Origin of the sequence: Streptomyces aurantiacus JA 4570, from assembly GCF_000414115.1 — a bacterium.
In the GTDB taxonomy this organism is placed as follows: Bacteria; Actinomycetota; Actinomycetes; order Streptomycetales; family Streptomycetaceae; genus Streptomyces; species Streptomyces aurantiacus_A.
In genome coordinates this window covers 1-26,694 of the sequence record NZ_AOPZ01000311.1, presented here as the reverse complement: position 1 = coordinate 26,694, position 26,694 = coordinate 1, and the positions used below count along the sequence as shown (strand labels likewise).

Below are 26,694 nucleotides of genomic sequence, written 5' to 3'. Positions count from 1 at the left end.
GCGCACCGAAGACGACCACCGCGATGAGGATGCGGTGGGCCCGGGTGAGCCTCACTGGAGTCCGTTCCGTCTCCGTGGCCACGTGTAGCTAAGCCTCCTGCACAACCTGTCTCCTGAACGGGCATCACACTCTCATGCAGGACGGGCTGGAGGGACACGTCGGGTTCGCGGGACGCCCGAACAGCAATGAATAGTGACTATCTGTCCTGCTTCACGCGATATGCGTGTGGCCCACTTCACTAAGTTGATCTTGAGTGGCCGCCTGCTCGTCAACCGGTGCTGAGAGACTGCCTCGTTGGGATTGTTGGGCTGTGGGCTCAACTCCCCAATTGGGGAGTTGAGCCCACAGCCCAACAATCCCAACGGACCGGGTGTGTCAGGATGCCCGTGCCGCGCACCCTGGTCGGGTGCGCCAACGCAGGTATAGGAGGCCTCTTCCGGTGCTGAGTGAAGCCGTGGAGATGATCGAGCCACCCGAGCAGTCCGTCGTGATCGGCACGGGCAAAGGTGGCGTCGGCAAGTCCACCATCGCCGCGCAGAAAGCCGCCTGGCACGCTGCCCAGGGGCAACGGACCCTGCTCGTGTGCGTCACCAGCCAGGACGACGACGACCTGGGCCTGGAGCGGTTCAACCGCGGGATTCGCCCCGATGGTCCCTCTGTGCTGAACGGGCAGGGCCTGTTCCGGGCGATCCATGACCGGGCGCCGTTGCTGCCAGTTCGTGAAGTACGCCCCAACCTCGACGTGGTCCCCGGCGGTGAGGCTGTCGGTGAAATCCTCACCTTGCTGACGGCGCGCATGCCGGTGGAGGGCATCTACGTGGTGTCGTCGCTAGCTCGGTCGCTGGCCCCCATCGCGCCCTGGTACGAACACATCGTCTTCGACAGCGCGCCGGAGCAGGACAGCCTCGAGCAGCTCGCCCTGGCGGCCGCGCGCTGGCTGTTCGTTCCCACACGCTCCGACGACACCTCGATCCGCGGCATGCGGCGCATCGCCCGCAACTACAAGCTGGTGCGCCGGCAACTGAACCCGTCCCTCACGGTGGCCGGCGCCTGCTTGTACGGGTCGAACCCGAGCGCTACGCAGCTCCATGACGAGGTGCGGCGCAACGTCCGCGAGGTGCTCGGGGAGAGCACCCCGATGGTGAAGACGGTCGTGGGCTACCGCGAGATGCCGGCGGTCAACGCCCGCAACAAGGGTCTGACCTTCGCCGAGTACGCCGCGCTACTCGCCACCAGCGCGAAGAGCTACGACGTCGCCGCAGGCCGGGCCGAGCGGGCTGATGTCGTGCCGCAGTCCATCACACCGCTGGCTAACGAGATGGACCGGCTCAACCAGGAAATCGACGCTCACTGCAGGAAGGCACACGCATGACCGGCGTGTTCGACGACGATCACAACGACGAGGGGCCGGGCAAAGGGCTGCTGAGCAGCGGCCTCGGAGCGGTACTGCAGAACGCCACGGTCGTGGTGAAAGCCCCCGTCGGCACAGCGCTCGACACCATCCCCGCACCGCGGCCCCCTGTCGGAGACGGCCCGCTCACCGCTGAGGAGCGCGAAGCACTCGATGCCTGCAAGGCGGGACTGAACAACCTCCACAACGCCTTCTGGATCGCGGGGAAATCCCTGGAGACGATGCAGACCGGCAACCTGCACCGCAACGAGGGCATCGGGTCCTTCGCCGAGTACGTGTGGATCAACTGGGAGATCTCCGAGTCCCAGATGCACCGCCTGATCGGTGAGTGGCGGATCGGCGAACAGCTGGCCCAACTGGGGCACCGGCCGCGGGAGTCGCAGGTTCGCGAGCTCGCAGACATCAAGCAGGCCGCCGGCGACCGGGCCGCGGTCGCTGTGTATGACGCGGTTGTGCGTGCCGGGCAGCGCGTGACGGCCCGGCTCCTCAAGGATGTCAGCCGTCAGCTGCCGCCCCTGACGGCGGACTTGAGCCCGGCCGAGATCGGGAAGCTGGTCCACCAGGTCCTCTCTCCCCCGCCTCCTGGGCCCGAGACCGCCGGGGCCACCGACAGCGATACCTCCCGGGCCACTCCCGGAGAGCAGCAGGACAGCACGGTGCCCAACATCACCTCCCTCGGGGAGAACTCCCCAATTGGGGAGTCGGGCCCACAGCCCAGTAATCCCAACGGTCCTGACGGGGCGAAGGACCTACGGATGCTGAATGCGGCTCTCACGGAGCTCAAGCAGGTGGACCGCAGCATCAGCAAGCCCGCCGTCCGGCGCGTCCTGGAGTTCGACGCGGACCGGGCCACCGCGCTGCTGACGGAGATCGATGCAACGCTGAACCGCATCGGCAGGAGCATCGCGGTACGCCGCACCGATCAGTAGGCGCGAGGACGCGGTCGTGGTGGGGGTGCGGAGCCAGTCGGGGCCCACACCCCCACCGTTGTTTCACCGGCCTGGGCGCCGTGCGGGAAGCGGAGGCAAGAAGGCATCGAGGACGGCGTCGAGGAAGTCGGAGCGGTTGGCGAATCCGTACGCCTCCCGGTGGGCGTCGTAGATCTCCAGCTCCTGGAGGGAGGGGCGGAAGGGCAGCTGCCTGCCGTTCTTGATGGCGCCTCGCTCGACCCGGCGCGCGGGGACGTCTCCGAACAGGCCGTCCGGATCGTCATCCTCTTCACTGACGGGCTGCTGGCGGTGGCGCACGCGCTCCAGGAGCTCGGCCCACAGGTCGTTCTTCCTGGCGTGCAGGAAGGCCCGCCGGACGACGACGGCGTTGGTCGGCTCCCGTCCGGTCTGAGCCTTCACGATGTCCTGGTAGTGCCCGAAGCGCTGCCGGACCTGGTCTTCCACCATGATCGTGCACTGAGTTGGGGCGTTGGCCCTGCCGGAGAGCGTCGCTGCAGCCGGGGCCTGTACCACCACCGGGGCCGGCGGACCGGGCGGTGGTTGCTTGTCCGGGACGGCGATGGCGTGCGCTGGCTCGCTGGCCGGAGGGGCAGCGGCATGCTCCTCTCCCCCGGCGGTCGTCTTGGCAGAGGGCTGCCGCCGGGGGGCGAAGGCTGACTGCACGGTGCTGGCGTCGAGTGAGAAGGCGTCCAGGGAACTGTCTTCGGGCAGCCCCCCGCGCTTGCCAGGCTTGGTGGTCGACTTGCTGCTCATGCGTCCTGCCTCCTGTCTTCTTCGGCGCGATCGAGTTCTGCCTTGGCCTGCAGGACCTCCAGCGCCAGTGATCGGTAGTCGCCGGCCAATGCCTTCACGGAGGGCAGCATCTTGGGGTCGAGGTCCGGCGCTGCGGCCAGTTCCTGCGGGAGCTGGCCGCGGGTCCGGCACAGCACCGCGGCCGCTTCGACGTGACGGATGGTCTGATCCATGACCGGGGCGGCGCCATTGAGATCCTCGGCCAGCTGCTCCTTGATTTTGTTCTGGACCTTGGTGGCTGAGCTGTTGGTGGCGAAGATGATCACCCCCAGCAGTCGCAGGGCCAGGTTGAGGAGCCGGGCCCGGGCGAACCGGCGGGCCACGGTCCGCAGCCCCTTGCGGGATGAGGGATCGCTTTTGGACGGGATCAGCACTCTGTCGCCGGCGACGAGGGCCTGCAGCTGCAGCGGTTCGCAGCCGGGCGCGACGTCGAGGATGATCACGTCGTAGTCGTCGCGGACCGCGTCCAGTGCGGCGGCGTACATGCCCATCCACGCGAGCTGGTCCTCGGGGTCCTCGCTCAGGGCGGCCAGGCGCCGCTGGCAGTACAGCTCCTCGACGACCTCCTCCAGCGCGCCGCCGCCGGGGACGACGAACAGGTTCGGGCGTGCCTCGCCGGTCGGGGCGAAGGGCTTGCCCTCGAGGATCGCGGCGGCCTGGGCTCGGCCGTCGTCGGCGAGCTCGGTGCCGGACGTGCCGAGGTCTTCGTCGTGGTTGCCCTGCTCATCCATCTCCACTAGCAGGACCGTCTGCCCGGCTTTGGCCAGAGCGGCGGCGATGGCGGTGGACAGGGAGGATTTGCCGACACCGCCCTTGCCGTTCACGACAACGAAGATCTTGGCGGCGAACACGCCCTCGGCCATGACCTGCATACGGCGGCGCAGGGCGGCTTTGACCCGGTCGAGGTCGACGACGTCGAGCCTCACGGTACGCAGAGGCACGAATATCACATCCCGTCACATTCAGGGCATTACGTGCTGATCGACGCTAGGCGTTGCGGCGGGCGTGACCTGCACGACACACGGGCATGCCTCTCGCAGCCCGGGGACCTCCACCTGGTTGGCCTCACCACAGCGCGGGGCGCAGCGCACCAGGGCGGACCCGGCGGCTAGCACACCGCCTAGTGTCGGCCCTAGCACCCGCCCTAGCGCCAGCTCTAGTACAACGGCTAGCGCGCTAGGGGCGATGACCTGCGCTGCCTCCACTACGTGCCGCAGCGGCGCGGCTGACGGCGCAAGCAGGACCTGCCGCAGGGGGAGTACCGGCAATCGGGTGAAGCGGCCCAGGTGCTGCTTGGACCCCGGCCGCGCACGCACTACGGTTTCTCCCGCCTGGCCTCGGACGCGGCCAGTTCTGGATGCCCGACCCGACCACCTGGCATCGACAGAGAACCCACGTCGCCGGACTTGAGTCCATGCTCGCGTGCTGTTGTTGATGACGTGCACTTTCGCCGCCCGGGTCGGGGAGCGGCCCGAAAGGAGCACGCCATGTACGACATCGACCAGCTCAGCAACGCCGCCGCCCAGCTCACCGGTGAGTCCCTGGAACGGGCACGCCAGCGCCTCGCCCAGCTGCAACGCTTCGACCGGTTGATCCCTGCCGCATCGGCGGAACAGGAGCTGCTGGAGTCCGTGCTCGCCTCCGCGCTCGGCGCCGCACAGGGACAGGATCGGCCGTTCGGCGTGCGTGAGGCCAGCCCCCGGGACGAGGGCCTGGCTCTGCGAGTGGACCGGCTCGAGAACGTGCAGGCCCTGCTCGAACTGCTGCCGTACCGCACGAAGAGAGGGCCGTGGCGCGGGGTGCGCGGGCTGGTCGTGCAGAGCGATGGAGCGCGCCTGCGGTTCGGGCTCCGCACCTGGCAGTACGAGCAGTCGTGGCGGTCATCCCCGCCAGCGGTGTGGGTGGCCGGACCACACGGGGGAGACCTGGACGGGCTGCTGAGCGCCCACGAGCGGCGTGTAAACAGGGCTGGGCACAGTGCGCACTGGGATCCGCAACAGCCTGAGCCCGGCCCCAAGAAGAGGGAGCCGGCCACGCGCAGCCTGACACGTCAGCTTGAAGCGTCGCGCGGGATGGGCAGCGCACTGCTACGTCGTCCGCGTCTGTGGGACAGCCTGGCCGGCTACGCCGGGCTGCAGGCGAGCACCCGGATGACCGACTACGGCCTCGACTGGGTCGTGGAACGTCAGGTCCTTGGGCCGCAGTTCGACTGCACCCGTCTCGTCGACATCCTCACCGACCCGATCGTCGGCTTCGGCCTGCGTGTCCTCGACCATGACCTCTGCGGCAGTAGCGAGTGCACGCTGAGGATGGCGCCACGACCCGGCGTGTGGGGCTGGCGCGGCGTACTCACCGTGCACAGCCGTCAGGTCCCATCCGGCCCGCTCACAGCGGTGCCAGGGCCCCGTCCGTTGACCGCCGCCGGTGACCGGCTCAACGTCAGCAGGCCGCAGACCCTGGCCGCGGATCCGCCGCGGGAACTCCCGGGCCGTCGCGGTGCGGTCGTTCAGCTCACCGGGGTGCCGCGGTCCGGGGGCGTGCGCAGTGACGACCTGTCGTGGGTGGCTGAGCAGATCGCGGCGGTGTGGGCGGCCCAAGGCCTGGCGGCTGCGGTCGTTCTGTACCGGGACCGGGGCTCACGCTGGCAGTTCCCACGTGACTCGGGCAGACCCGCGTGGGCCACAGCCGCCGTCCCCGACACGGTCGCGGGGTGGCGGCGGCTGCGTATCGCCCCGCTGGGCGGAGAGCTTTCGCTGCTGGAGGTCGACCACGACACGGAAGCAATCGCTGCAGCGTTGTCGGCTGCCCGACGGTCCTTCGACCGCATCGTGCTGGTAGGGAGGAATGACGACTGGCCGACGGAGGAGGCCGCCATCGGTCGGCTCACCGACGCACGCCTTCTCGTGCACCGCGCGGCCTCCTACGAGCGGCATATCTCCCTGCCCGCCGAAACCGGCGAGGACAGCGGGGTCGTGATGCTGACGCCGCCCGAATCCGCCGTGCAGTGGCGCCAGCAGGAACTGGGCGGCTGGACGCCGAAGTATCGGCTGACGGGGCTGTTGTTCCTCACCGGCGCACAGCAGCCCCCGGCTCCGGATGAATTCGACCTGGCCGTCGAGGAGCAGCTCGCCCGCCACGGGACTCCTGTGGTGGGCCGGTTCCCGGCCAACGGGTGGATCATCCGAGGGCCGGGGCACAGCTCACACCCGCCTACTGTCCTGGACCCGGAGTCTGAGCACCCCACCCACGACCAGATGATCACGGCAGTGGACGCGCTCGCCCAGCGCCTGTGGCCTCATCGTGTTGCCGAACTCGGCACGAGCCCGCTCGCGGCCTCAGCTGAAGCGGCTCCCCAATTGGGGAGTTGAGCTCGCAGCCCAGCAGTACCAAGGCTCGTTGGACCCCACACGTGTCCCACGGCAGTGAGTCGTAGAGGCTTCTCAAGGGCTTTGGCTGCCCGATGATGTCGCTCGTCGGCCCATGAGACGCGGGGCTCGGGGACCCCGCCCAGTCCGTTCGGGTTCGAACACGGCCTACTCGGCGGCATGGGCGCTTCCACGGTGACGTGGCCCGCCGACGTGGGGAGACGTCTCTCGGTGTGTGCTGATGCCAGAGCTCCGCTGTGCCGTCATGGCGGCGGGGCGCCGGCTTCCGGGTCGTGCACGGAGCAGCGGCCAGGGTGCGCGGTGGGGGCGTGGTCGGTGGCCGACGGTCCGAGGGGCAGTGACCAGGCTTTGCGGATGCTGTCGATGAGGGTTCGTGCGCTGTAGGGGGATATGCCCAGTTCCAGGCGTGCTTCCGCAAGGCTTTCCGGTGCGCCGTCCAGGCCGTGCTCTGCTGCCTGTTCGGTGCGGTGGTCCAGGCGTGGGGCGGCGAAGATGTCCAGCAGGGTGAGGGAGAAGTAGGCGTAAGCGGAGGCTTCGTCGACGAGCTGGCGGGTGGTGTCTGGGAGTTCGGCGTGGGTGGTGGGGCCGGGCTGGTTGGTGACGGCGTAGAAGGCGAAGTCCTCGAGAGCGTGCTGCAGCGAGGCTTCGGTGCAGGGGCAGGAGGTGCGCAGGTAGCTGCTCAGGGTGCGGAAGGAGGTGAGGATGCCGCTGGTGCTTTGGGTCCAGTGCTCCTTGCTGAGCAGTGTCCTGAAGCCGGCGAGGGTCTCGGAGAGCTCTTCGAGGATGAGTCGGCGGGCGATGTGGGTCAGCTCGTGGGACTTGGTCTTGGCCTGCATCTCAGTGATCTGGAGGCCGTAGCGGAGCAGGTCGCGGAGGATCCCGCCGGACAGTGCGTGGGCGAGCAGACAATAGGGGGCGGTGAGCGTCTCGGAGCGCCTGCCGAGGATGGTGCGGGATTCCTCCAGAGTGCTGGGCGGGACCTGGACGATGTCGTCCAGAGAGCTGTCGGTGACGTCCCGGTGGGGCAGGCCGCGGCGGACGAACGCGGCCCCGACATCCTCGGCCACTGAGATGAGGTAGTAGACGTGTCGGATGCCGAGGATGGCTTTGACTTCGGCGAGGAAGGCCAGGGCCTGCGTGTCTGACCCGAGGCGGTCGACTTCGTCGATGGCGACCACGACGATCTGATTCTTGGCGGCCTTCTCTGCCGCGATGAGGCCGAGCAGGCTGCGGAAGTCCTCAACGAGTTCCGGGAAGTTCGGCGGGACGGTGGACACCGACGTTGCATGGGACCCGCCCAGGCTCAGAATCTGTGAGGCGCCGCTGGAGGCCGTGTTCGTGGTCATCTGCACGGTCTGGAGACGGAAGAGGTGGTTGCGGCACCGGGTCACGACTTCCGGCTCGGCCGGCCGCGGCCGCCAGCCGCTGGCACGGGCCAGCAGGAGGCCGGTCACCGCGCCCGCGAGCCGTAGCGGATTCTCAGGATCCGCTATCAGTGGATACGTCTCAGGTGTGTGGATGAGGTAGTAGAGCAGGTAGGCAGCGCTGAAGGTGCTCACGGCGCCCAAGAAATCGGCCATCGGGATGCGCCAGCTGCCCAGCCTCAGCTCGGCATCGTCCTCCCGGCGGCACAGCCACCACACGCCCGCCAGGACCACGATGTCGGTGAAGGTGTCGGAGCGGACCCCGTCGAGGTTGTGCTCCAGTTGCTTGTCGTACGCAACGCTGCCGACCGAGATGACTGCGAGGCCCATCCCGATGGCGGTGCCGCCCTGCGCCCAGATCCATGCCAGCAGCCGCGGAAGCCACGGCTTGTCGCGCGCCCTCCACCAGGCGATCCCGCCCAGGGACACGGCGACGCTCGCAGCGACGGCATGCCCGTCCCAGACCTCCCGGGCCCAGTCACGGATCGACTCGGCATTGGCCTGCGAGGAGTCGGCCAGGGTGTTGGCGTACTGCGCGTACAGGGATCGGACGGAGGCCGATAGTCCCAGGACCAGCAGGACGAGGCTCGGCACCGCGAAGGCACTCCACCGACCAAGCCGCTTGATCCGTAAGCGGGCTTGGCGCAGGAACCGGTGGAACGGAGAGAGCCGCGTGAACTCGGGGACCGAGTAGCCCTCCTTGCGTATGTACTCCTCGCACATGCGCACCGACAGCGACAGGACGAAATCGTGCGGGGCGTAGGTCGCCGGCGCCTGGACGAGCAAGCCGAAGTCAGCTGACTTCACGCACTCCTGCAGCAGGGTCGACTTGCCCGCGCCCCTGGGACCGCACACCGCGATGGTGCCGTCGTCGATCTGGCTCAGCTTGCGCTGCAGCTGCTTCACTGCTTCGTTGCTGACGATGTATCCCGGAGCTCGCGGCGCACGGAGCCCTTCGTAACTGGCCGGGACGAACACGGAGTCGGGGTCGTCACCCAGGAGGTGGCGGATCACCCGTTCCACCAACGGCTTCGCGCCCATAACGAAGAGGGCTTCGCCCCACCGCGCGGCGCAGATCCCCAACCGGATGCGCTGCACCAGCCACAGGCATCCGAAGGCTGCCGCAACGAAACACTGCCGGAGATTGATCCACGCCGCCGTCCCACGCCAGGACAGCACGAGCAGTGTGAGAGCTGCCGTCAGAACTGCCACCAGCAGGGCCATGAGCCCTCCCGTGACAAGCAGGACCACGGCGCCGACCGCGATGGCGGGGCAGACGATGCGCCAGTCCCATGCGGCCTCGCCGACTGCATCCTGGCGTTTGTCCTCGGCCTCCTCCATATCGCGGTGGGCCTGTTGGTAGGCCCACCGCCCCGGACCGTTGGCCAACGCGTGGGCAACGTTCTGATTCCGCGGCCTGAACATCTCCTCACGGACCGCGGTGCGCGTCACCCCTGGCCGCTTCCCGAGCAGCCGACCTGTTTTCGGCTCGTCCAGCGCGGCCTTGACGCACCTGCTGTAGATGGCACTTGCCTCGGGCCGCAGGAAGTGCTCAAAGTACCCCCGGATCAGGGCCAGCCATGCCAGTTTCGGCGGCATCCTTCACCTTCCCCCCGAGCGCCGGAACTGGGGATGTTAACGCCCGGGAGCCGTGCGGGCGGGGCGTATGGAGCCAACCGGCAGAACTGACTGAATAGGGCTGCCACGCTGTCCCGTTGGCTCGCGGTACGGAACGCGCTGCTTACCGCCTGCCAACCTCGACGACAGCGACTTCACCCGCGACCAGCGTTGGGCGCGGTTCTACCCAGGCACTCCGCGATCAGGACCAGCGCATCCCCAGAGCCGACAGGTCCTCGACGCGTTCCGGAGTCAGCTTGTCGGCCTTCGCGCGCTGCTGGCTGATCCACGCACCGAGCCGCACGCTCTGGCCTGCGACCTGCTCGGTGTGGCTGCGCGGCACCTCGAGATGGCCCTCGCGCCGGTGGTATTGCCGGGCGGCCGTCAGGTTGTGGGCCCACATCTCGGCCCGGCTGCGTTTCGCAGGAGCCGCGGTGATGTCCAGCACGCTGTTCAGCATCCACTGCTGAGTGGCAGTCAGCTTCGTGAAACCGGCGCGCTGCCGGGCAGCCCACCTGCCCAGGTCCTCACCGTCCCTGATGAGCAGGCCGGGCTCGTCCGGCAGCGCGTGGCCGGCCCTGATGTGGTTCCAGGCGAGGCGGAAGCAGCGCTGCCAGTCGATGGACCAGGCCGGGCACCAGCCGGGGTCGATGTCCTCCAGGGCCTGACGGCGCTCTTCCGGCAAGGGCGTTGCGCCGCCCTCCGGGGCGGGCAGGCCCGCGGCGCGGGCGCGCTCGAGGTCGGCGGCCGCGCGGTTTGCGGCCCGCTGATTCTTCAGCCAGCGGCCCACCGGGTACTCGCCGTGGACGGCGTCGAGCGGCGCGGCGAGGCCGACCTCGTGTGCCTCGGCCCAGGCGGCGGCCGCGGCCAGGCCGTCGGTGAAGGCGGCGTCGAAGGGCGACCACATCATGCCCAGCTTCTCCAACTGCGCGGTGCGCTCGGTGCCGAGGCGGCCGGCGCTGTAGTGCCGGCGGCAGTCGGCAACCCAGACGCCGAGGGGGAAGTCGGCGGGGGAGTGGTCGGCGGGTGTGCGGTAGCCGTAGGGCACGCACAGGTCCTGGTGCTCGGCGGCGTAGCTCTGGGCGGCCTGGATGCCGCGCCGCCAGTGCACGCGCTCGGGGTTGAGGACGCGCAGCTCGACGAAGGCGGTCAGCTGGCGGGCATCGCGCGGGGCGGAGAACCGCAGCAACTCCTTCGCCGGCCGGCTCACCGGAGCCGTGTCCGCGTCGCCCTGGGCCTGGCCCTCGTCGGTGCCGGCTTCTTCGGGCGGTGCGGGAGTGCGGCTGCTGGAGCGGCTGGGCTCGGTGAGCCTCTCGATCCGGGCGTCGTGGGCGCGCAGCGCGGTCAGCAGCTTGGCCAGCCCGCTGTAGGCGGGGGAGGTGAGCATGGCGTCCGGCTTCTCGCCGGGGCCAAGGACTACCGGTACTACCAGGGTGGCCAATTTGCCCTGGCCGGGGTGCATGCGCAGAGCGCGGCCGACAGCCTGGACCAGGTCGGGCATCGAGCCGCGGACATCAGCGAAGACGACGGCGTCGCATTCGCGGGTGTCGACGCCCTCGCCGAGGACCTTCACGGACGCGATCAGGGACAGCGCGGTCGGGGTGCCGGCGTCGGTCACCGCGGCTGCGAACTGCTCCAGGACGCGCCGCCGGTGGCCGGGCTTGTGCTCGCCGTGCAGCCACTGGGCCCACACGTCTGCCTCGGCCGGGTACAGCTCGGGGTCCTTGGCGTGCAGTTCACCGGCTTTGCCGGGCAGGCCCAGGGCGAAGGCTTCGGCCTCGGCGACCCGCTGATGGAAGCTCAGGACCTGCCGTAGCTGCTCGTGGGCGCAGACCTTCAGCGTCATGGCCTGCAGCGCCCCCAGGCGCTTGCCGCGGACCACCTCGGATCCGTCACCTGCAGTGCGCAGCGCCGTGTTCAGCGCCGGGTCCTGTACCTCGGCCACGAGGACCTGGTACGGGGCGACGATGCCCCGTTCGATGGCCTCCTCCAGCGGCAGCTCGTAGGCGACGCGGCCGAAGATGCCGTCGGCGTCGTCCAGCATCGAGGCCACCAGCCGTCCCGGGCGGCGGGGGCCGGGTTCGTCCTCGTCGGCCTCACCGGCTTCCCACACGCGGGCGGTCGCGGTCATGTACAGGCGCCGCTCGGCGGGGATGCGGGTGTTGTCGTGGACGACGGCCCAGGGTTTGCCGGCCCGGCCGCTGGTGCGGTGCGCCTCGTCGACGACGATCAGGTTCCAGTGGGGGAGTCCCGCCTCGTGGGCGGCTTCCAGGATGCCAAGCCCGAGCGAGGCGTACGTGGCGAAGGCCGTGATGCGGCCTGGTCCGCGGGTGAGCTTCACCAGCTCGCCGGGGTGGGTGGTGTTGGGGAAGCCGGCCTCGTCGGACTGCAGGGAGGAGATGCCGAAGAAGGCGCCTGCCCGGCCGGCCGCGCGCCAGGCGCGGGCGGTCTGGTCCAGCAGGTCCAGCGACGGGACCAGCACCAGGACGCGATGGGCGGCGAGTTCCTCGGCGGTGTGGACGGCGACCAGCGTCTTGCCGCTGCCGGTTGCCATGATGACCTGTGTGCGCAGTCCCGCCGGCGGCAGCGTGCCCGGCGGCAGTTCGAGCTCATGCACCGCGGCGGCGACGGCGTCGGCTTGGTGCTCCCGCAGCGGGGTCAGCGCCCTGGCTGCCTCCGTGCTCGGCTCGGGCTGGCAGGGGTGCGGCTGCGCCATCGTCGGAGTCTCGCTCTCATGAGGGTGAGGGGGTGTCATCGGGGGCGCCGTCTACTGCTCCCCGGGGGCTCTACCCTGCCGTGTCCGGCAGGGTGGAGGTCAGGCGAAGTGGCCGCCGACCGTGCGGATGTCGGTGAGTCCCTCGTCGGCGAGGTGCGGCACGGCAGCGAGGGTCTGCTCGTACTGCCAGAGGACGGTGTCGTGGGGCACGCGCCGGTTGGGCGGCCGGCGGTCATTGCGCGAGTTGCAGTGCCCGATGCTGGTGAGGAACACGATCGCGACCGTCGGCCGGTCGAACTCCCGGGCCTTGGCCACCAGGCCGGAACGGAAGGATGCCTGCACGTTGGTGCTGTCGACGATGGCGGTCCGCTGGCGTTCCATCCGCGTCTCCACGAGGATGCTCTGCAGCTGCACGGCCTGCGGCGTCACCGACTGCTCCCCCGCGTCGTCCGCCAGGCGCCCGCGCAGTTCGTCCAGACTCACCACCCAGGTGCCGGGAAAGGTGCTGGCGAAGCGGGACTTGCCGGAGCCTGCGGGCCCGATCAGCACCACCAGGCTCCCCGGCATGAACAGCTTCAGGGCCTCCTGGCGCTCGTGCTCATCGGCGTCACGGTGGGCGTTGTGCTCATCGAGGTAGCGGCTCCGCCCGGCGTGGCACCCCTGGGACAGCGCCTGGCACGCCCATCCGTGCGTCGTCTGATCCGGGTGATTCGCCGAGGACGAGGCCGGGTCGGAGAACCGCCAGGTGATGTGTGGTACCAGCGTCGAGGTGGTCATCGAGGGTCTCCAGGACGTGATTCGGCGAGGCCCCACGTACGGGCCGGGGGACCGGACGTGGGGCCTCGGGTTCCGCGAACGGTCGGTCAGGACGACTGGCGGTGGCGGATGCGGTCGAGTTCCAGGGCCTCTGCGAGGAGCTGCCCGGCGATGGGCCGCCTGTGCTGTTCGGCGCAGTCCTCGGCCCAACTCTGATGGGTGTGGCAGGTCACGCGGTCGTCGGCATGCATCCCTGCGTCCTCCCGCTGGTTGTCGCGGGCGAGTGCGGCGGCGAGCTTCTTGCTCATCAGTGCTTCCTTCCTCGGGGCGGGCAATTCGTGGTGCGGAGAAGGCAGTTGGAGGGGGAGGGGCAGTTGAGCGTTTCCCTCTCCCCGGGCGGGCTACGTGGCGGCCGGGCCGACCCAGCACTTGGTGGCGGCCCCGGCGAAGCTGATCTCGCGGCCGTCGGCGGTGTGGCCGTAGCGCAGGCCGTGGCGCATCGCCAGCGAGACGATGGTGATGGCCTTGCCGGTGGGCTGCGTCCGGTCGCCGGCCGGGTGCAGGCGTCCGCCGGTTTCGTGGGCGTAGACGGTGAAGGGGGCGGTGACTCCCTTGAGGGTCCGCCAGGTCGGGTCGGTGTCCTTGGGCGGCGCGGGCTCTGCCGGGGCGTCGTAGAGCGCGCCGATCGCGGTGGCGGCTTCGTCGAGGGTGTCGAAGAATCCTGCGATGTTCTTGCGGGTGTGGGCCTTGGGGGACCAGGCAGCGAAGCGGCCGCGGGAGGGGATGGCGCCCTGCTCGTCGAAGACGACGCCGAGGACGTCGGTGCCGCCGCCGGCGGGGAGGACGATGTGCTTGTTGGGGTCCATCTCGTCGGTCTCGGTCCGGATGCTGATGGTCATCGTTGAATCTCCCTCGGGTGCTCTGTGGGGCAGTCTCTGCACACTCCAACTATGCATTCTTTGAGTATGCGTATCAAGCTCTGGTGCAAGCCGCCGAGGCGAGGAGCCAACCGGCCGCCATCTACCAGCGGCGGCGCGGTGCGGGTGCGCCTGGTCCGCCCCATTGAGTACAGGGGCGGACCAGGCTGTCGATTGCGTGCGCTGCTAGGCCGTGCGGGCGCGGGAGCTGACGACGGTGGCGCCGGGCTCGGCCGCCAGCGCGGCTGCCTCCGCACTGTCAAGCAGTTGGTCGCCGCTCATGCCTTCGGGGCCCACTCCGTCGCCCGAGTAGGTCACGTGCTGCCCGTCGGCCGTCTGCAGCTCGACTTCGGTCTCGTATCGGTTGCTGGCGGACACGGTTCCTCCTGGATGTCGCATCGGATGGTGCTGGGGCATTCGGTGGTCGGACCTCGGCCTGGCGGCGCGGCGAACGGACTCGACGGTCAACTCAGCACGCCGGCCCTGCGCGCGGCCGTTGGGGTGGGCGGAAGCTCTACCCGTGCTCCCATAATGCATAATCAAAGTATTCATGTCTAGGTGCTGCGCACTGCTTGCCTGGAAGCTCGAGGCGGGCCCTGTAGCGATCGCCAGTGTCGCCGCTCGAGCGACCTGCTTGTCCCTCTTCGGGCTGTCCGGCAGGACGACTCCCGGCGGCCCCAGTGGCGGCACATTTCCCCGGCAGTCTGAAGGCGCGTGATACTCGGAACTGCGGAGCCAGCGACGCAATTGTGATGCGGCTCACATGGAGCTGTTGAAGATTCTTTGCCGGAACGGCCTGCTCCCGGCACCAGGAAGTAGAGACACTTCCGATCCAAGGAGGCCCAGTGGCCAGGTCGCTTCCCCAGCTTTCCACCAACCCGGCCCGCCTCGGCCTGGGGAAGGCACTAGCCGTCAGGTCGCCCGTACTCAGTCAGTTCGCCGCTGCCGGGCTCGCAAAGACGGTTGGCAGTCAGCTCGCTGAGATTGCCGGCAGCAGGGCGGCCGACCGCTCAACCGCGCTCCGCGCCGCCTCCTCCGCACTGGAGAAGCTGTCGCTGATCGATACGCCTGCCGCGCGGCTGGCCGCGACAGGAGGCAGCGGCTTTGCTTCCTTCCACCGGAGGCTGTCCGAACTCAACGTGCTCGGCAACGCCGTTGCCCTGGCCGGGTTCGTGAGCGCGGCCGGCACCCAGCGCACCCACCGTTCGCGAGAGTTGAGCTTCTCCGGCTCCGCGCTGAAGAAGCTGGACCTCTTCGACACGGCTATCGGTCGCCTGAACACACGCCTGACAGCACTCGAATCCCTCCCCGGCGCGGTGGACGTCCTCACCCGCCAGCCCTCGGCGTCGATCCTCGCCTCCACCGCGCTCACGAAGATGGATCTGTTCGGCACCCGCGCAGCCCGGCTGAGCACGCAGGTCACTGCCCTGGACTGCCTCGCGGAGGCAGTGGACGCGCTCGCCCGCCGAACCTGGGCGTCGACTTTCGCTTCCTCCGCGCTGGAGAGACTCTCGCAACACGGCACGCGCTCCACCCGGCTGGCCGGTCTCGGCATCACGGGCAGCGGCCCGACCTCTCCGTCCCTGCGGCTTCCCGGGTTCGATCCGCTCGGCGAGGCCATGGCCACGGGCTGGAACCGCGGCTCCGGCCTCCCAGCCCCGCTGCGGGGGTTGCCGGAGGAATTCCTGAAGTCGCTGCGATCCGTCACCCGGCTGCTCGAGCACCTCGAGACACCCATCGTCTGGGCGGCCCGGATGGCGATGAACGCCTACCGGCGCGGCGACCACGGCCCGATGCGCGAGCTCCTCTACACGCACCTTCACATCCGGCCGGCCACGGAAGACCACGCCCAGGCCCTGGCACTGGCCCTCCTCCTGCGCGAGTGGGAAACGCAGGTCGACCTCAGTGACGCCGACGCAGTACGCGCCGCTCTGCGGCAGTGTGCCCGCGAGGGCAACGACCTGGACGGCGACCACAAGGTCAAGGGCCGATGGATCGGCCACCTTGAGGAGGGCATTGAGATGCCGTCGCCCGGCCCGGGCCCGGAGGACCTGGCCATCGCCTCGACGGTGTCCTGGAGCGATCACTTCGACAACCGAGACGTCCGCTACGCCACTGGCCGTCTCAAGGACGCCGAGCAGAACGTGGCCCGTGCATGGGCGGAGAATGGGCCGGTCAACTGGCAAGAGGCGCCCCTCCTGGTAGGCCAGGACGTCGCCATGGGTAACCGGGTACGTCGCAGGCTCCACCGCCTCGGCGACGAAATCGTCGCTCGGGCCAAGGCCAGGACGCCGGGGGTGAACTGATGGCCAGGACCAACAGCACCTCGGAGCCATTGTTGAGCCTCCGCACCGCAGTGGTCTTCCTGATCGGTCTGCAGGCCGCTGCCGCAGCCGGACTCCTCACCTATGCTGCCGGCAGCCCGCTGGCCTCCGCCGCGCTCGCCGGCGGCGCCGCCTTCGGCTCTGCGGTCGCCCTCGCGCAGGCGGTAGTCGGCTGAGGGCCTGCTGTTAGCCGAGTTCAGCGCGGACACGGCTGTCGACGAGGGCCGCTGCCGCCACCCCGTCCCCTTCCCGATTGCGCGAGGACCTCACGCGCGACCAGCTGCCCCTCATAGGCCCGTGAGGGCCGGCGTGTGCGTCTCCTCCATCCGCCCGCCCTGCGTCCTGTGTTGAGCCTCGGCTCGTTCCGCGAAGGCGTCAAGCCTGACGGTGCGGGAACGGCGACGGTGGGGCCGGGCAGCTGGGCTGGCCGACCCCACCGGTGCGCGCGCTCGTGGGCCAACACGGGCGCGATGGGTCTGCCGGTGACCGTGGTGGGAATTCCATGGGGTACGTGGCGAAGACCTTGTGCATCGTCGCAGCGCCCAGGCCGGCGGGCAATGCGGGGCGTGCCAAGCGCAAATGAATGTGCGTCATCGATGTGCCCGGGTGGTTCGACGACGCACCTCTGCCCGCGCCGGCGGTGATATCACGCCTGGTCGCGGTGTCGGCTGTCCGTCACCTGTGGCCACAGGTCGGGAGGTATGCCGATCTGCGGGCCCGCTGGGTGATGTGACATCCGTGAATCAAAGTTCGGGGTGCGGTCCGGAGGGTGGGACGCTGTGCTGCGCCGCGTGAGGCAGGGCCAACTGCCTGCGGCACAGACCGAATTGGGAATTCCACCTGGACTCTGGTGCCCCGTGGCGGGTATCGGGGCACCACGGACTGTTGGGGGTATGGACATGGACCGTTCGCAGACTGCGCGCACCGCCTGGTGCGGCACCGGGCGGGTGCGGCTGGGCCCGGCAGAGGGTGCGGTCATCATCGTGGTCGTTGTCCTCGCGGCGCTGCTCGGCGGCGCCGGGCTGCTGGGGGTGCTCGTCGTCCGCCTGGCCGCGGGCCCGATGCCCTCGGCCGCCCGGCGGTGGGCGGCCGAGGCCCTGATGCCGCCCGCGGCGCCGCCGATGGCGTCCTCCACGGCGCCGGGGCACAGGCTTTGACCGGGGGCCGAGATGGGGCGCCGCTGGAAGATGACGCCGGATATGACCACCCCGCTGGGGCAGCTTGCGCAGCACCTACGGCACGGGATGTGCGCCAAGGGGATGGTCGTCGCCCAGGCTGCGACAGCGCTGTACTGCTCGCCGACGAAGGTCCAGCGCGCCATGGCGGGCAAGGTGCTGCCCGACTGGGAGTTGGTGCACGACTGCGCGCAGCTGTTCGGACTGGACCCCGTTCTGCTCCGGGAGCTGTGGCAGGACGCGGAGCAGCAGCGGCTGCGCGCCCGGCACGGCACCCGGCAGACCTCGGCGCCCAGCGTGCGGCTGGTGCGCACCGCTGATCAGTTGTCTGCCGCGCTGATCCGGCAGTTCGAGGAGGCCCGGCGCCCGCGCTACCGGGAGATGTCACGGCGGGCGGAGCGGGCCGCCCGGAGCTCCCGGGACTTCGCGCGGATGTCCCATACCAGTGCCTGGCGGATAGCCACCGGCAAGGGACTGCCCGGCTCGGCCGAGCAGTTGCGGGCGTACCTGGTCGCCTGCGCGGTGCCCCGTACTGCATTCGGCCAGTGGATCGCGGCGTGGGAGCGGGTCCAGGCCCAGGAGCGCCAGGACCGGCAGACCCGGCACCGCGAGCGCCGCACGGAGGCGGTCTCGGCGGAGGAGGCCAAGGCCCTCATGCGAACCGCGGGCCTGTCCCCGCGCGATCCCTATCCCGGGTGGAACCGGCCGTGGGCCGCGCACTGCACCAACTGCCGGGCCTTCAGCCGCTTCCGCCTCAGCGAGGTGGCCGGGAAGGGACGCGGATGCCCGGTCTGCGCTTCGCCCCGGCCGCTGGGGTCGGGGCAGGCGACCGGCCCGGCAGCGGAATGAGGACCGCCGCAGCAGGAGAACGTGGTCCCGCGCCCCGGGCCCGGGGTGCCGCGGCACGGTCGCGGCACCGGTGTTCGTCGGCCCTCGGCGCGCTACCGGCGGGCATGGGCGAGGGCGATGGTCACCAGGAGGGCGTCGGTGCAGGAGGCCAGCCGAGGGGACACTGGCGGGGAGGATCGTGTCGCGGCGGTGTACCGCCTTCAGCCGGGCGTCGAGCATGAGTACCGTGAGCGGCCCTGCGCCCGCTGCCCGTGGCGTACACGCCGATCCCACGGCCTTCTCCGAGCAGGACATGGACATGCTGCGGCGAGCCAACGGCGGACCAGGTGCGGAGGCGCCACTCGATGCCCCTCTCGTAGGCTGCCACCTCGACCTGCCGGACACGGCCCATCCGTTCCGGTGGTGCGCCGGCTGGCTTGCCACCGTGGGTGAATATCACCTGGCGATTCGACTAGCGGTCGCGTTCGAGGCTCTGCCCGGCGCCGCAGCGAACGGCGGACTGCCCCGCCCTTACAGGACGGGCAGTCCGCCGTACTGGACGTGGCCGCCCGCCGGGCTGCCGTGGGTGGCTGGCACTGCCGGAGTCCTGGGCCTGGCCGCTCCGGCCGGGTTGTGCAATGTCGTCCGCATCGGTGGTGCTCACGCCCGCGCCCGACCCTTCGCCCGCGTCGCTACTCCAGATCCCCCAGAGGAACGTTTGGCTGGGACAAGTGGTGTTCCCTAGAAGCGCCGGCCTCAGTCCGCCACTGAATCCGCTCCTCGATGAAGTGGTTGCGGAACCGGAGGCCCGGAGCCAGCGGGAGCCCTCCGTATGACCGCCGAGGTTCCAAACGCCACTCCCGCCCCTCCCTCGCGAGCACGAGCGCAGCCTGGGGAAAGTCCAGCACGAGTTGCTCACCCGGCCCTACCCGGTCCTTCGTCACTTCCATTTCCTCGTCATCCACGGTGACCCTGGCGACGACAACGTGAGCCGTGCCACGGCCGCGACGTTTCAGCACGTACCGGCCGGGCCCGTCCCAGTTGCCTTCCCAAAGGACATCGTGGGCCTCCGTGTCTCGCCGCTCTTGGCGCAGGGACACCTCGTTCGCCTCCCGCGCGAACGTGTTCGCCTCCTCGGCGATCACGTTGGACTGACGCGCGATGTTGTTCGACTCGTCGCTCTTGTCGTTCGCTTTCGCTGCGAGCTCGTTGGCTTTCTCGGCCTTATCGTTCGCGCGCTTGGAGTGGCCGTTCCCTCGCCAGGCCACGACGAAGGCAGCGGCTCCTGCGAGGCCCCCGACCCAACCCGCAAAGTCTCCCCAGGCGATAGGCATGGCGCGGAGCGTAGCGCCGTGCACCTTGTGCGGGGAGTGGTCACGGCGCCTCGTACTGGGGAGCCCGCTTCCCTCGCCACTCGACCCACCCGGGGTCGTCGAGCAGGCCCTCGGCGTCAGGAAGACCGGCCTGGCGCAGGAACTCGACGACGTCCTTGTCTTTTCCGATCTCTAGTGAGTGCGCGAGGCCGAGGATCTCCCCGCTCACCGTCACGCGCCGACCGCCCGACGGCGACGGCGGATGCACGACGATGGGCGTGCCGCTGGCTGGCCACACCCCCAGGGTGCGACGGCCCGGTCGCTCCAGTGCGCCTTCACCCCTTCGGCCAGCGCACGGAGCGCCTCCTCGCCGGTACGCCGCAGCCCCGGCCCTTGCTGCTCCAGCAGCCGCCGCCATGTACGTAGACGGGCCGGCCGCCGGCCCGCTCGGCCTTTCGCCGCTCGGCCGCCGCGATCCGGAGCTGGGGGCGCAGGCGTAGGATTCCGTTGAAACTCGAACAGACAGGACACCCCGCCGCCATGAGCACGCGCGCCATCGAAGAGATCACCTACGAACCCCCGATCACGGGAGCGGGCCCGTGCGCCACGGCGGCATGCGGTAACCAGGCGCAGAAATACGGACCCGCCAACGGACGCCCCTCCAGCCCGCTGTGCAACGTGTGCCTGGCCAAGGTCAAGCGAGACGGCGCGGCCACGTAGCCCCCGGCGCGCCGGTACGACTTACCGCCCACACGAGTACACCTCACCCGCATTCCGCCCCGGTGAAGCCGCTCCTCCCAGTACGAAGATCACGTCCCGCTGTCGTGACCTTCGGAGGAGCCCGTGCGCATCCGCGCCGCCGCCCTTGCCGCACTCACCGCCCTGCTCGCCCCCACCACCGCCCACGCCGCACCCGGCGAGGACATCCGCGTGCCCGTCCGCGACGCCCTCGCCGCCCTGCCCGTCGCCGACGAGGACCGCACCGGGTACGACCGCGATGCCTTCCGCCACTGGATCGACGCCGATCGAGACGGCTGCAGCACGCGGTCCGAAGTCCTTCTCGACGAAGCCGTCTCTGCCCCCGACCGCACCGGCCGCTGCACCCTCACCGGTGGCCGCTGGTACAGCCCGTACGACGACCAGTACGTCGACGGCCCCCGCGGCCTCGACATCGATCACATGGTCCCGTTGGCCGAAAGCTGGGACTCGGGCGCCTCCGCCTGGACGCCCGCGGAGCGCGAGGCATACGCGAACGATCTCGATGACGAGAGGTCACTGATCGCCGTCACGGCCGCCAGCAATCGGAGCAAGGCCGATCAGGATCCGTCGACGTGGCAGCCAACGGCCGCGGGCTACCGGTGCGAGTACGCGACGAACTGGGTGACGGTCAAGACGCGATGGGCACTCGCCATCGACCCGGCCGAGGCCGCAGCCCTCACCAGCACGCTGAACGAATGCCCCAACGTCCCGGTGGAGGTGGAGCTCGCGCGGTAGAGCAGCACGGCCGAGCCCTCGCACACCCTGCGTGCGGAGTGTTCCTGCATGCCGGCCCGCCGCCTTGCCAAAGCGGCGGCGGGCGGGCCCTCTCAGCACGTCCTAGCGTTCTTGAGCGGTCCACGCCGGTCATTCATAGATGGCGGTACGGCTGCGTCTGGAGATCACGGAGGAGCACGCCTGCGACTTCACCACCACGGTGACGGTCCCGGTCAGCGCCGCCGCCAGTGAGAAGCTGTGACGAAGCCCCTGGAGATCAGGCCCCTTTCGGGCCTGATCTCGCAATCACCATCCGGCGGGCAGGTGCACGCGGCTACGCTCGTCCGTCATGGCGGTGAGCGGTACGCAGGTCACGGTTGACGCGGTTCAGTAGGTGTCTTTGATCCTCAAGTGCCGCAAAGCGGCCCCCAACATCAGTGCTTGGTGACGGATGGATGGATCCGTCAGCGGAGCGCATCCTCAGTCACTAGGGTTTGGCCATGGCCAAACATGTGCCGTTCATCGGCGGCGAGAAGGAGAGCCTGCACACTGCCCTGGATCGACACCGCGACGCCGTGCTCTGGAAGCTCGAAGGCCTTGACGACGACCAGCTGCGCCGCTCCGTGGCCCCGTCCGGCACGAGCCTCCTGGGGCTGCTCAAGCATCTCGCTGGCGCTGAACTCGGCTGGTTCTGCCTGACGTTCGGCCGCGAGTGTGATCCGCTTCCGTTCGACGTCGAAGCCGACGATGGACCCGACTGGCACGTGGCAGCTGATGAGCCCGCTAAGGACGTCCTGGACTTCTATGCCCGCGCCCGGGCAGCTGCGGATGAGGCGATCGAAAGCCTCGACATCGACGCCACCGGCACTGCGTTCGCGTTCTTCGACGGTGCCACCGTCTCACTGCGCTGGGCACTGATCCACATGCTGGAGGAAGTCGCCCGTCACGCGGGCCATGCGGACATCCTGCGCGAGTCCATCGACGGTTTCACCGGCGATCACGACTGGGGCTGACATGCTCATCGGGCGCTGAAGCCAGTGGGACAGACCAGACAAGCAGCCCGAACTCGCGCGGCCTTCGCTGCGCGGCACCCGGAGTACGAGGTCGTCACCACCGGGTACTGGCGCAACATCGAGCGGAAGTGGCAGCGGTGCTGGCCCCACCGCGTGCTGATCCCCGCCGACCACGACCCCGCATCAGGCCCGGCGCCCATCACCTCCACGCTGACCTTCCGCACCGCCCCCGAGCCCCTCGACGAAAAGGGGTGGGGGCCGGACGGCAGCACCGAGATCCCGCTGGCCGACTACGACCACCACCAGTGGCTCCTCGACACCTACGGCCTGGACTACGGCTACGGGGTCGCCTACAGGTGCCACGACAACGAGACCCGCACCTACCGCATCCGCCGCGACGAGGCGCACATCGCCGAGCTGCGCCAAGCCGCCCGCGCCCTCCTGGACGAGGTCACCGCGATCCGCAGGAGCCGTGACGACGGCCGCCATTGACACGGAGCCCTACCACCCGCAGGGAAACCGATCATGACCGTACAGACGTACTGGCGGCCAGGCGAGGAAGGCGAGGATCTATCCGCAACCGCTGCGCAGATCACCGACGCGCTGGAGATGCAGGAGGAACGAGGCGGTGCTCCTCGAAGTCATCCGTCCGGGAAGATCGTCGACCTGATGGCCGCGCTGGAGGAGTCCGTCCAGCGGGCCCGCGAAACCCGCGGCGAGTCGACGCCGACGTGCACGCTCGGTGGCGCTGGTCGCCGCCGTCGGCTTCGTCGAGTGCACGGCGGCACTCGGTCTCCTCTCATGATCCGCCCGGCGGCGGCAAACACTGCTCGGGGGCCCCGGACCTGCCGGGCATCACGGGCCGGTCGCGGACCGCGCCATCACGTGCCCCGTCTCATGGGACACTGTCGAGCGATGGAGGAGGCCCCCGTGGAGGACCTGCCGCTACATGAGCTAGGACTGCTGCGCGGGGCAGTGGAGGGGCGCGACACCCGCTACTTCGGCTCATTGCTGGCACTGGACCAACACGCCTATCCACTGCTTCGAGCTGGCTTGATCGCTCCATCCCGGCAGACGTGCAGCGGAACGATGAATGCCAGTTCTATGAGGCCACCGCAGCGGGTCACGAGTTCTTCGCCGCCCACCTCTCCGAACTGGATGAGAGCGCCAAGGGCCGAGCGAACGCCTGGCACGACCATCCACAACTTGCCGCTGCGGCGCAGGCACTCAACGAGCTGCTGGCCGCCGGCGAGCGACCGGCCGACGCCGCCGAAAGCTCCAACTTCCACTGAGCCCGTTCTTCAGGTCCTGGGAGGACTCGTTGATCGATTCGAAGCGTTGGCGTCTCCGCCGACGCTGTAGCAGGCGGCCAATCCGCTGATCTCGTGCGAGTGAGGGATCTTGGATGCGGTGCGTCCGCTGCAGCAAGGCCCGAGCAGGGCGGAGAAGAGGCCATGTCCTCTCCGCCCGCGAGTCCGTTGTACGCGGCGCGCGGTTCGGCACAGCAGGCGGAGAGGGGTGTGCCACCACGGCTCCAGTTCCCCTGATCGCTGCACCGGACAGCTCAGGCGGTGCGCCAGGATCGTAGACGGTCGGCGATGTCATAGACCGTGCTGCGCTGGGCGACGGTGTCGTTGATCAGGTCCCGCCACTGCTCGTAGGAGGCGTCCACGGTCATGCCGGATGCCTCGATGTATGCCACGGCGACGCCGTACGCGTACAGCTCGTTGCGGGCGGGCAGCGGCCGGATCAGTACGATCTGTTGCAGCAGAGCGGCGGCCCGCCAGTACGCGTCGGGCTCACCCACATCAAGCTGCGGGGTGTTCACCCGGTGGCGGGCGACCGCGGCGACGAGAGCCGAATAGTCGGCCACCGCAAGATCCTTACCCAGCAGCTGCTCCTGACGGTCCAGCAGCCACCGGATATCAACGTGCAGTTCCAAGGTCAGGCCGCCCTGGGGGCCGCGGACGCCGCCTCGGGCAGGCCGCCGAAGTCACGGTCGAATGCCTCGGCGAAGCCGGGCCTGGTCACCGCCCGCTCGAAGGCCGCCGTGGCGGCGCTGAGCTTCGCCTGGTTCTCCTCGCGCTGCGCCAGGTCGGCCAGGTAGGCGCGCACGCTCTGGCCGCGGGAGGCGGCGATCGCGGCGAACCGGTCTCTGGTCTGGGTGTCCACCTTCACGGTCGTGTCAGCCATACCTCAAGTATGCACCTTCGACTACTTCTGTGAATACCAGATGGGCGATCGCGGCCCAGAGCCGGCCGAGGACGCTCAGCTCGGCGCCGACACCCCCTGCGGTGAGGCTGGCCAACGCCTTCCTCCTGCGCGACCGTCGCATCACTGGACGACAGCGAACCCCAAGCCCTCTGGCCGGGTGGGCCGGCAGCGCCAGGAGCGCGGGAGAGCCTGGGTCGCGGGGGCGTACGGCGAGGGTGGTGCGCCGGAAGCTGACCGGCGCACGCGGGTTGTAAGACGGGGGTGTGATTCAGAACACGTCCGGAAGCGCGGAGGTGTTCGCGCCCTCATCTGCGCGGGTTAGAGCTGGTCAGAGAGGTAGCGCCGAGTGAAACCCGGACACCGAAGATCGCGGAGAGCGTTCATTCAGGAACGCTGGGTGATTTTTCTTCGGAGGTCGTGAGTGATCGGGCCGGGGATTCACTTAGCTGTGTGGCAGGCCAACCGGCCAGCAGCGCCGACGACTTGGCGCTGAGTCCCGTGTCCCCGCCCGAGAGGAACCGCCGATGAGCCACGCCGACAGGAGCCGCGCGTGAGCGACGACGTCCAGGACGACAACACGTCCTGGGAGGAGAGGGCCGCACTCTCGCAGTCGATGTACGTCCCGTTGGACCTCCCCATCGACTTCGAAGCCTTCTACCTCGGCCACCAGGAGGCCTTCCACGACTACGCGGAAGTCCACTTCGGCACCCGCACAGCCGCCGAAGAGGTCATACATCAGGTCTTCCTGGAGATCCACGCGGGCTGGACGGAGCTGCTCAGCGCGGGCAACCTCGAGCAGGGCGCCTGGGCGATAGTGCGCCGCGCCGTGCACGACCGCGTGGAGCTGGAGGGGCGGCTGCCGGCCTTCGTCATCAACGGCCCCATCGCCCAGGCCCTGGCCGCCACCCGGGACCGGATGCAGACCATGGAGTCCAGCTCCGGCCTCTACGAAGCGATCGGGCAGCTGCACGGCAGCCAGTTCGAAGTCATCGTGCTGCGCTATGTCCTGGGCTACCCCGCTTCCAAAGTCGCCTGGTACATGGGCATCGACGAGCGCACCGTCGGCCACCACATCCGCCGCGCCAAGGAACGCCTGCGCGTCAAACTCCAGCTCCCCGAGGACCGCAAGAAGGGAGACCAGTGACCACCACCATCGACACCCTGCTCGCCGAGGCACAGATCCCGCTCGCAGCCCCCCAAACCTTCGACGTCGCCGCCGGCCTGCGCCGCCTGGCCGCCGACGCCACCCGCCTGACCACCACTACCGAGATCGCCCGTGCCGCGCAGGCCGCGCAACGCCTGGACGTGGTCTGCCGGTGGGTCCTCAACGAACCCGGCGCGGCTGAACACGTCGACAAGATCGCCGAAGGGCCGGACCGCGGACCGCTCACCGAAGAGCAGATGGACGTCGAAGGCGCCCTGGTCTTCGGCTGCCTGCTGTATCTGACGGGGCATCCGGAGTCCGCCCAGTTCTGGTGGCAGCTCGCCGCCGGCGCCGGCAGCCGTGCTGCCGCCTACGGCCTGCACCTGCACCACCTCGCCCTCGGTGAGACCCGCCGGGCCTGGCACTGGTTCCACCAGCTCACCCACTCCATGGCCGACACCGTGCCACCCGACGCCGCGTTCCTCGAAGGCTTGGAGATCTTCGCCCGCTACGTCCGCGGCCACGGCTCCGGCTCCCGTGCACTGGCCCCCACCGGCCGCCTCGAAAGCGAGGTCGACCGCCTCGCCGCCCGCACCCCGAGCTGCTCGGTCATCGTCGCCCGGCCCGACCGCCAGCTCGTTGCCCGGCTGCAGGAGTTCACCGCTGGCCACTGACCGGCACCACCCCACACAGCGACAGGGGAGCCCGCTGTCGGCCACCGGTTCCGAGGCCACCGGCCGGACGGACTCCCCAACGACGCCCACACGAAGGAGACGTCTCGTGCACAACCCTAGCCCCCGCCCACCCGCCACGACCCTGAAACCGCCCGCCTCCCGGCCACCAGCCGGACGGCGCCGGCGTTCCGCCATGGCGCACATCCTGCGCGGCGCCTGCTACGGCCTCGGCACCGGTCTCATCGGCCTCGCCTTCGTTCTCCTCGAACGACTGCTGTAAGCGGGCACGGCCCTCTGGGACATGCCCGGACACGCGGAACCGGTGCTCCTCCAGCTGCTTGAGGCTGATCGACCGTTCATCCCCAGGCACGTGGGCTGGACTGTCAGTCAGTGGACTCGTCCGGTGCGAAGTCCCCCGTTCATACCCGGGCGTGCGGGCTGGACTGAACTCCGGGCGAGGACGCGGTGGAGAACGGCCGTTCATACCCGGGCGTGCGGGCTGGACATGTGCAGGCCGTTCTCTCCGGCCAGGGTGAACCGTTCATCCCCGGGCGCGCGGGCTGGAC

28 protein-coding genes are annotated in these 26,694 nt (G+C 69.6%); 15 read left to right on the top strand and 13 right to left on the bottom strand.

Features of this window, described 5'->3' with window-relative positions:
* Positions 1-440: 440 nt before the first annotated feature.
* Both STRAU_RS27170 and STRAU_RS27165 read left to right on the top strand, forming a co-directional pair.
* Positions 441-1,373, top strand: a complete 933-nt coding sequence (locus tag STRAU_RS27170) for a ParA family protein (protein ID WP_016643605.1) — start codon at positions 441-443, stop codon at positions 1,371-1,373.
* On the top strand, positions 1,370-2,341 hold the full coding sequence (locus STRAU_RS27165; protein WP_016643604.1) for a hypothetical protein: 972 nt from the start codon (positions 1,370-1,372) through the stop codon (positions 2,339-2,341). The genes STRAU_RS27170 and STRAU_RS27165 overlap by 4 nt, the downstream gene beginning before the upstream one ends.
* A 63-nt stretch (positions 2,342-2,404) precedes the next feature.
* Here STRAU_RS27165 and STRAU_RS27160 read toward each other — a convergent pair whose 3' ends face one another.
* The gene (locus STRAU_RS27160) at positions 2,405-2,809 is read right to left on the bottom strand and encodes a hypothetical protein (protein ID WP_016643603.1); all 405 of its coding nucleotides are present in this window, start codon (positions 2,807-2,809) and stop codon (positions 2,405-2,407) included.
* 302 nt (positions 2,810-3,111) lie between these two features.
* Entirely contained in the window at positions 3,112-4,080 is a 969-nt protein-coding gene (locus tag STRAU_RS27155) for a ParA family protein (RefSeq protein WP_016643602.1), read from the bottom strand.
* A gap of 561 nt (positions 4,081-4,641) precedes the next feature.
* On the opposite strand from STRAU_RS27155, the gene STRAU_RS27150 reads away from it, so the two are divergent.
* Positions 4,642-6,522, top strand: a complete 1,881-nt coding sequence (locus STRAU_RS27150) for a hypothetical protein (protein WP_016643601.1) — start codon at positions 4,642-4,644, stop codon at positions 6,520-6,522.
* Positions 6,523-6,782: 260 nt separating this feature from the next.
* Here STRAU_RS27150 and STRAU_RS27145 read toward each other — a convergent pair whose 3' ends face one another.
* The 6 genes from STRAU_RS27145 to STRAU_RS27120 form a co-directional block, all read right to left on the bottom strand.
* A complete protein-coding gene (locus STRAU_RS27145) occupies positions 6,783-9,563 on the bottom strand; it encodes a hypothetical protein (RefSeq protein WP_106968059.1) in 2,781 nt (926 codons plus the stop codon).
* 220 nt (positions 9,564-9,783) lie between these two features.
* Positions 9,784-12,297, bottom strand: coding sequence for a DEAD/DEAH box helicase (locus STRAU_RS27140; RefSeq protein WP_016643599.1), 2,514 nt, complete (start codon positions 12,295-12,297; stop codon positions 9,784-9,786).
* 99 nt (positions 12,298-12,396) lie between these two features.
* Entirely contained in the window at positions 12,397-13,074 is a 678-nt protein-coding gene (locus STRAU_RS39235; RefSeq protein WP_016643598.1) for an ATP-binding protein, read from the bottom strand.
* Between the two features lie 86 nt (positions 13,075-13,160).
* A complete protein-coding gene (locus tag STRAU_RS27130; protein WP_016643597.1) occupies positions 13,161-13,361 on the bottom strand; it encodes a hypothetical protein in 201 nt (66 codons plus the stop codon).
* Positions 13,362-13,454: 93 nt separating this feature from the next.
* Positions 13,455-13,952 (bottom strand): hypothetical protein, encoded by a 498-nt coding sequence (locus STRAU_RS40630; protein ID WP_016643596.1) that lies wholly within the window; start codon positions 13,950-13,952, stop codon positions 13,455-13,457.
* Between the two features lie 204 nt (positions 13,953-14,156).
* Entirely contained in the window at positions 14,157-14,348 is a 192-nt protein-coding gene (locus tag STRAU_RS27120; RefSeq protein ID WP_016643595.1) for a hypothetical protein, read from the bottom strand.
* A gap of 467 nt (positions 14,349-14,815) precedes the next feature.
* Between STRAU_RS27120 and STRAU_RS39225 the strand changes: the two genes are divergently transcribed.
* The 4 genes from STRAU_RS39225 (at position 14,816) to STRAU_RS27100 (ending at position 18,318) form a co-directional block, all read left to right on the top strand.
* The gene (locus STRAU_RS39225; protein ID WP_052029303.1) at positions 14,816-16,276 is read left to right on the top strand and encodes a hypothetical protein; all 1,461 of its coding nucleotides are present in this window, start codon (positions 14,816-14,818) and stop codon (positions 16,274-16,276) included.
* A complete protein-coding gene (locus STRAU_RS27110) occupies positions 16,276-16,470 on the top strand; it encodes a hypothetical protein (protein ID WP_052029302.1) in 195 nt (64 codons plus the stop codon). The genes STRAU_RS39225 and STRAU_RS27110 overlap by 1 nt, the downstream gene beginning before the upstream one ends.
* A gap of 723 nt (positions 16,471-17,193) precedes the next feature.
* Positions 17,194-17,451, top strand: coding sequence for a hypothetical protein (locus tag STRAU_RS27105; RefSeq protein WP_158692131.1), 258 nt, complete (start codon positions 17,194-17,196; stop codon positions 17,449-17,451).
* Positions 17,452-17,493: 42 nt separating this feature from the next.
* Positions 17,494-18,318, top strand: a complete 825-nt coding sequence (locus tag STRAU_RS27100; RefSeq protein ID WP_158692130.1) for a helix-turn-helix domain-containing protein — start codon at positions 17,494-17,496, stop codon at positions 18,316-18,318.
* A gap of 671 nt (positions 18,319-18,989) precedes the next feature.
* Here STRAU_RS27100 and STRAU_RS27095 read toward each other — a convergent pair.
* Both STRAU_RS27095 and STRAU_RS41735 read right to left on the bottom strand, forming a co-directional pair.
* The gene (locus STRAU_RS27095) at positions 18,990-19,631 is read right to left on the bottom strand and encodes a hypothetical protein (RefSeq protein ID WP_158692129.1); all 642 of its coding nucleotides are present in this window, start codon (positions 19,629-19,631) and stop codon (positions 18,990-18,992) included.
* Positions 19,632-19,671: 40 nt separating this feature from the next.
* Complete coding sequence (locus STRAU_RS41735; RefSeq protein WP_052029300.1) at positions 19,672-19,908, bottom strand: hypothetical protein; 237 nt, start codon at positions 19,906-19,908, stop codon at positions 19,672-19,674.
* Between the two features lie 242 nt (positions 19,909-20,150).
* Here STRAU_RS41735 and STRAU_RS27085 point away from each other — a divergent pair, with 242 nt between their 5' ends.
* The 4 genes from STRAU_RS27085 to STRAU_RS27070 all read left to right on the top strand — a co-directional run bounded on the left by STRAU_RS27085 (position 20,151) and on the right by STRAU_RS27070 (position 22,588).
* Positions 20,151-20,330: a hypothetical protein gene (locus STRAU_RS27085; protein ID WP_037662196.1), complete on the top strand. Its 180-nt coding sequence runs from the start codon at positions 20,151-20,153 to the stop codon at positions 20,328-20,330.
* Positions 20,331-20,453: 123 nt separating this feature from the next.
* Positions 20,454-21,104 (top strand): HNH endonuclease family protein, encoded by a 651-nt coding sequence (locus tag STRAU_RS27080; RefSeq protein ID WP_016643588.1) that lies wholly within the window; start codon positions 20,454-20,456, stop codon positions 21,102-21,104.
* 479 nt (positions 21,105-21,583) lie between these two features.
* Positions 21,584-22,096: a DinB family protein gene (locus tag STRAU_RS27075; RefSeq protein ID WP_037662194.1), complete on the top strand. Its 513-nt coding sequence runs from the start codon at positions 21,584-21,586 to the stop codon at positions 22,094-22,096.
* A gap of 24 nt (positions 22,097-22,120) precedes the next feature.
* Positions 22,121-22,588: a hypothetical protein gene (locus STRAU_RS27070; RefSeq protein ID WP_016643585.1), complete on the top strand. Its 468-nt coding sequence runs from the start codon at positions 22,121-22,123 to the stop codon at positions 22,586-22,588.
* A 78-nt stretch (positions 22,589-22,666) separates the two neighbouring features.
* Here STRAU_RS27070 and STRAU_RS42505 read toward each other — a convergent pair whose 3' ends face one another.
* Positions 22,667-22,876, bottom strand: a complete 210-nt coding sequence (locus STRAU_RS42505; RefSeq protein WP_158692128.1) for a hypothetical protein — start codon at positions 22,874-22,876, stop codon at positions 22,667-22,669.
* A 296-nt stretch (positions 22,877-23,172) separates the two neighbouring features.
* On the opposite strand from STRAU_RS42505, the gene STRAU_RS42500 reads away from it, so the two are divergent.
* On the top strand, positions 23,173-23,388 hold the full coding sequence (locus STRAU_RS42500) for a hypothetical protein (RefSeq protein ID WP_016643584.1): 216 nt from the start codon (positions 23,173-23,175) through the stop codon (positions 23,386-23,388).
* Between the two features lie 272 nt (positions 23,389-23,660).
* Here STRAU_RS42500 and STRAU_RS27060 read toward each other — a convergent pair whose 3' ends face one another.
* Both STRAU_RS27060 and STRAU_RS27055 read right to left on the bottom strand, forming a co-directional pair.
* A complete protein-coding gene (locus STRAU_RS27060; protein WP_016643583.1) occupies positions 23,661-24,038 on the bottom strand; it encodes a hypothetical protein in 378 nt (125 codons plus the stop codon).
* 2 nt (positions 24,039-24,040) lie between these two features.
* Positions 24,041-24,289, bottom strand: coding sequence for a hypothetical protein (locus STRAU_RS27055; protein WP_016643582.1), 249 nt, complete (start codon positions 24,287-24,289; stop codon positions 24,041-24,043).
* A 571-nt stretch (positions 24,290-24,860) separates the two neighbouring features.
* Here STRAU_RS27055 and STRAU_RS27050 point away from each other — a divergent pair.
* The 3 genes from STRAU_RS27050 to STRAU_RS42495 all read left to right on the top strand — a co-directional run bounded on the left by STRAU_RS27050 (position 24,861) and on the right by STRAU_RS42495 (position 26,408).
* Positions 24,861-25,454 carry an RNA polymerase sigma factor gene (locus STRAU_RS27050; protein WP_016643581.1) on the top strand — a complete coding sequence of 198 codons (594 nt, stop codon included), beginning with the start codon at positions 24,861-24,863 and terminating at the stop codon, positions 25,452-25,454.
* A complete protein-coding gene (locus STRAU_RS27045) occupies positions 25,451-26,128 on the top strand; it encodes a hypothetical protein (RefSeq protein ID WP_016643580.1) in 678 nt (225 codons plus the stop codon). The genes STRAU_RS27050 and STRAU_RS27045 overlap by 4 nt, the downstream gene beginning before the upstream one ends.
* Before the next feature lie 106 nt (positions 26,129-26,234).
* Positions 26,235-26,408, top strand: a complete 174-nt coding sequence (locus tag STRAU_RS42495) for a hypothetical protein (RefSeq protein WP_016643579.1) — start codon at positions 26,235-26,237, stop codon at positions 26,406-26,408.
* Positions 26,409-26,694: the final 286 nt, after the last annotated feature.

Excerpts from the sequence above, each read along its gene's own strand:
- STRAU_RS27165 (WP_016643604.1), top strand. The coding sequence starts at position 1,370 with ATGACCGGCGTGTTCGACGACGATCACAACGACGAGGGGCCGGGCAAA.
- STRAU_RS27160 (WP_016643603.1), bottom strand. The coding sequence starts at position 2,809 with ATGGTGGAAGACCAGGTCCGGCAGCGCTTCGGGCACTACCAGGACATC.
- STRAU_RS27150 (WP_016643601.1), top strand. The coding sequence starts at position 4,642 with ATGTACGACATCGACCAGCTCAGCAACGCCGCCGCCCAGCTCACCGGT.
- STRAU_RS27145 (WP_106968059.1), bottom strand. The coding sequence starts at position 9,563 with ATGCCGCCGAAACTGGCATGGCTGGCCCTGATCCGGGGGTACTTTGAG.
- STRAU_RS27140 (WP_016643599.1), bottom strand. The coding sequence starts at position 12,297 with ATGGCGCAGCCGCACCCCTGCCAGCCCGAGCCGAGCACGGAGGCAGCC.
- STRAU_RS39235 (WP_016643598.1), bottom strand. The coding sequence starts at position 13,074 with ATGACCACCTCGACGCTGGTACCACACATCACCTGGCGGTTCTCCGAC.
- STRAU_RS27130 (WP_016643597.1), bottom strand. The coding sequence starts at position 13,361 with ATGAGCAAGAAGCTCGCCGCCGCACTCGCCCGCGACAACCAGCGGGAG.
- STRAU_RS40630 (WP_016643596.1), bottom strand. The coding sequence starts at position 13,952 with ATGACCATCAGCATCCGGACCGAGACCGACGAGATGGACCCCAACAAG.
- STRAU_RS27110 (WP_052029302.1), top strand. The coding sequence starts at position 16,276 with ATGGCCAGGACCAACAGCACCTCGGAGCCATTGTTGAGCCTCCGCACC.
- STRAU_RS27105 (WP_158692131.1), top strand. The coding sequence starts at position 17,194 with ATGGACCGTTCGCAGACTGCGCGCACCGCCTGGTGCGGCACCGGGCGG.
- STRAU_RS27100 (WP_158692130.1), top strand. The coding sequence starts at position 17,494 with ATGACCACCCCGCTGGGGCAGCTTGCGCAGCACCTACGGCACGGGATG.
- STRAU_RS27095 (WP_158692129.1), bottom strand. The coding sequence starts at position 19,631 with ATGCCTATCGCCTGGGGAGACTTTGCGGGTTGGGTCGGGGGCCTCGCA.
- STRAU_RS27085 (WP_037662196.1), top strand. The coding sequence starts at position 20,151 with ATGAGCACGCGCGCCATCGAAGAGATCACCTACGAACCCCCGATCACG.
- STRAU_RS27075 (WP_037662194.1), top strand. The coding sequence starts at position 21,584 with ATGGCCAAACATGTGCCGTTCATCGGCGGCGAGAAGGAGAGCCTGCAC.
- STRAU_RS27055 (WP_016643582.1), bottom strand. The coding sequence starts at position 24,289 with ATGGCTGACACGACCGTGAAGGTGGACACCCAGACCAGAGACCGGTTC.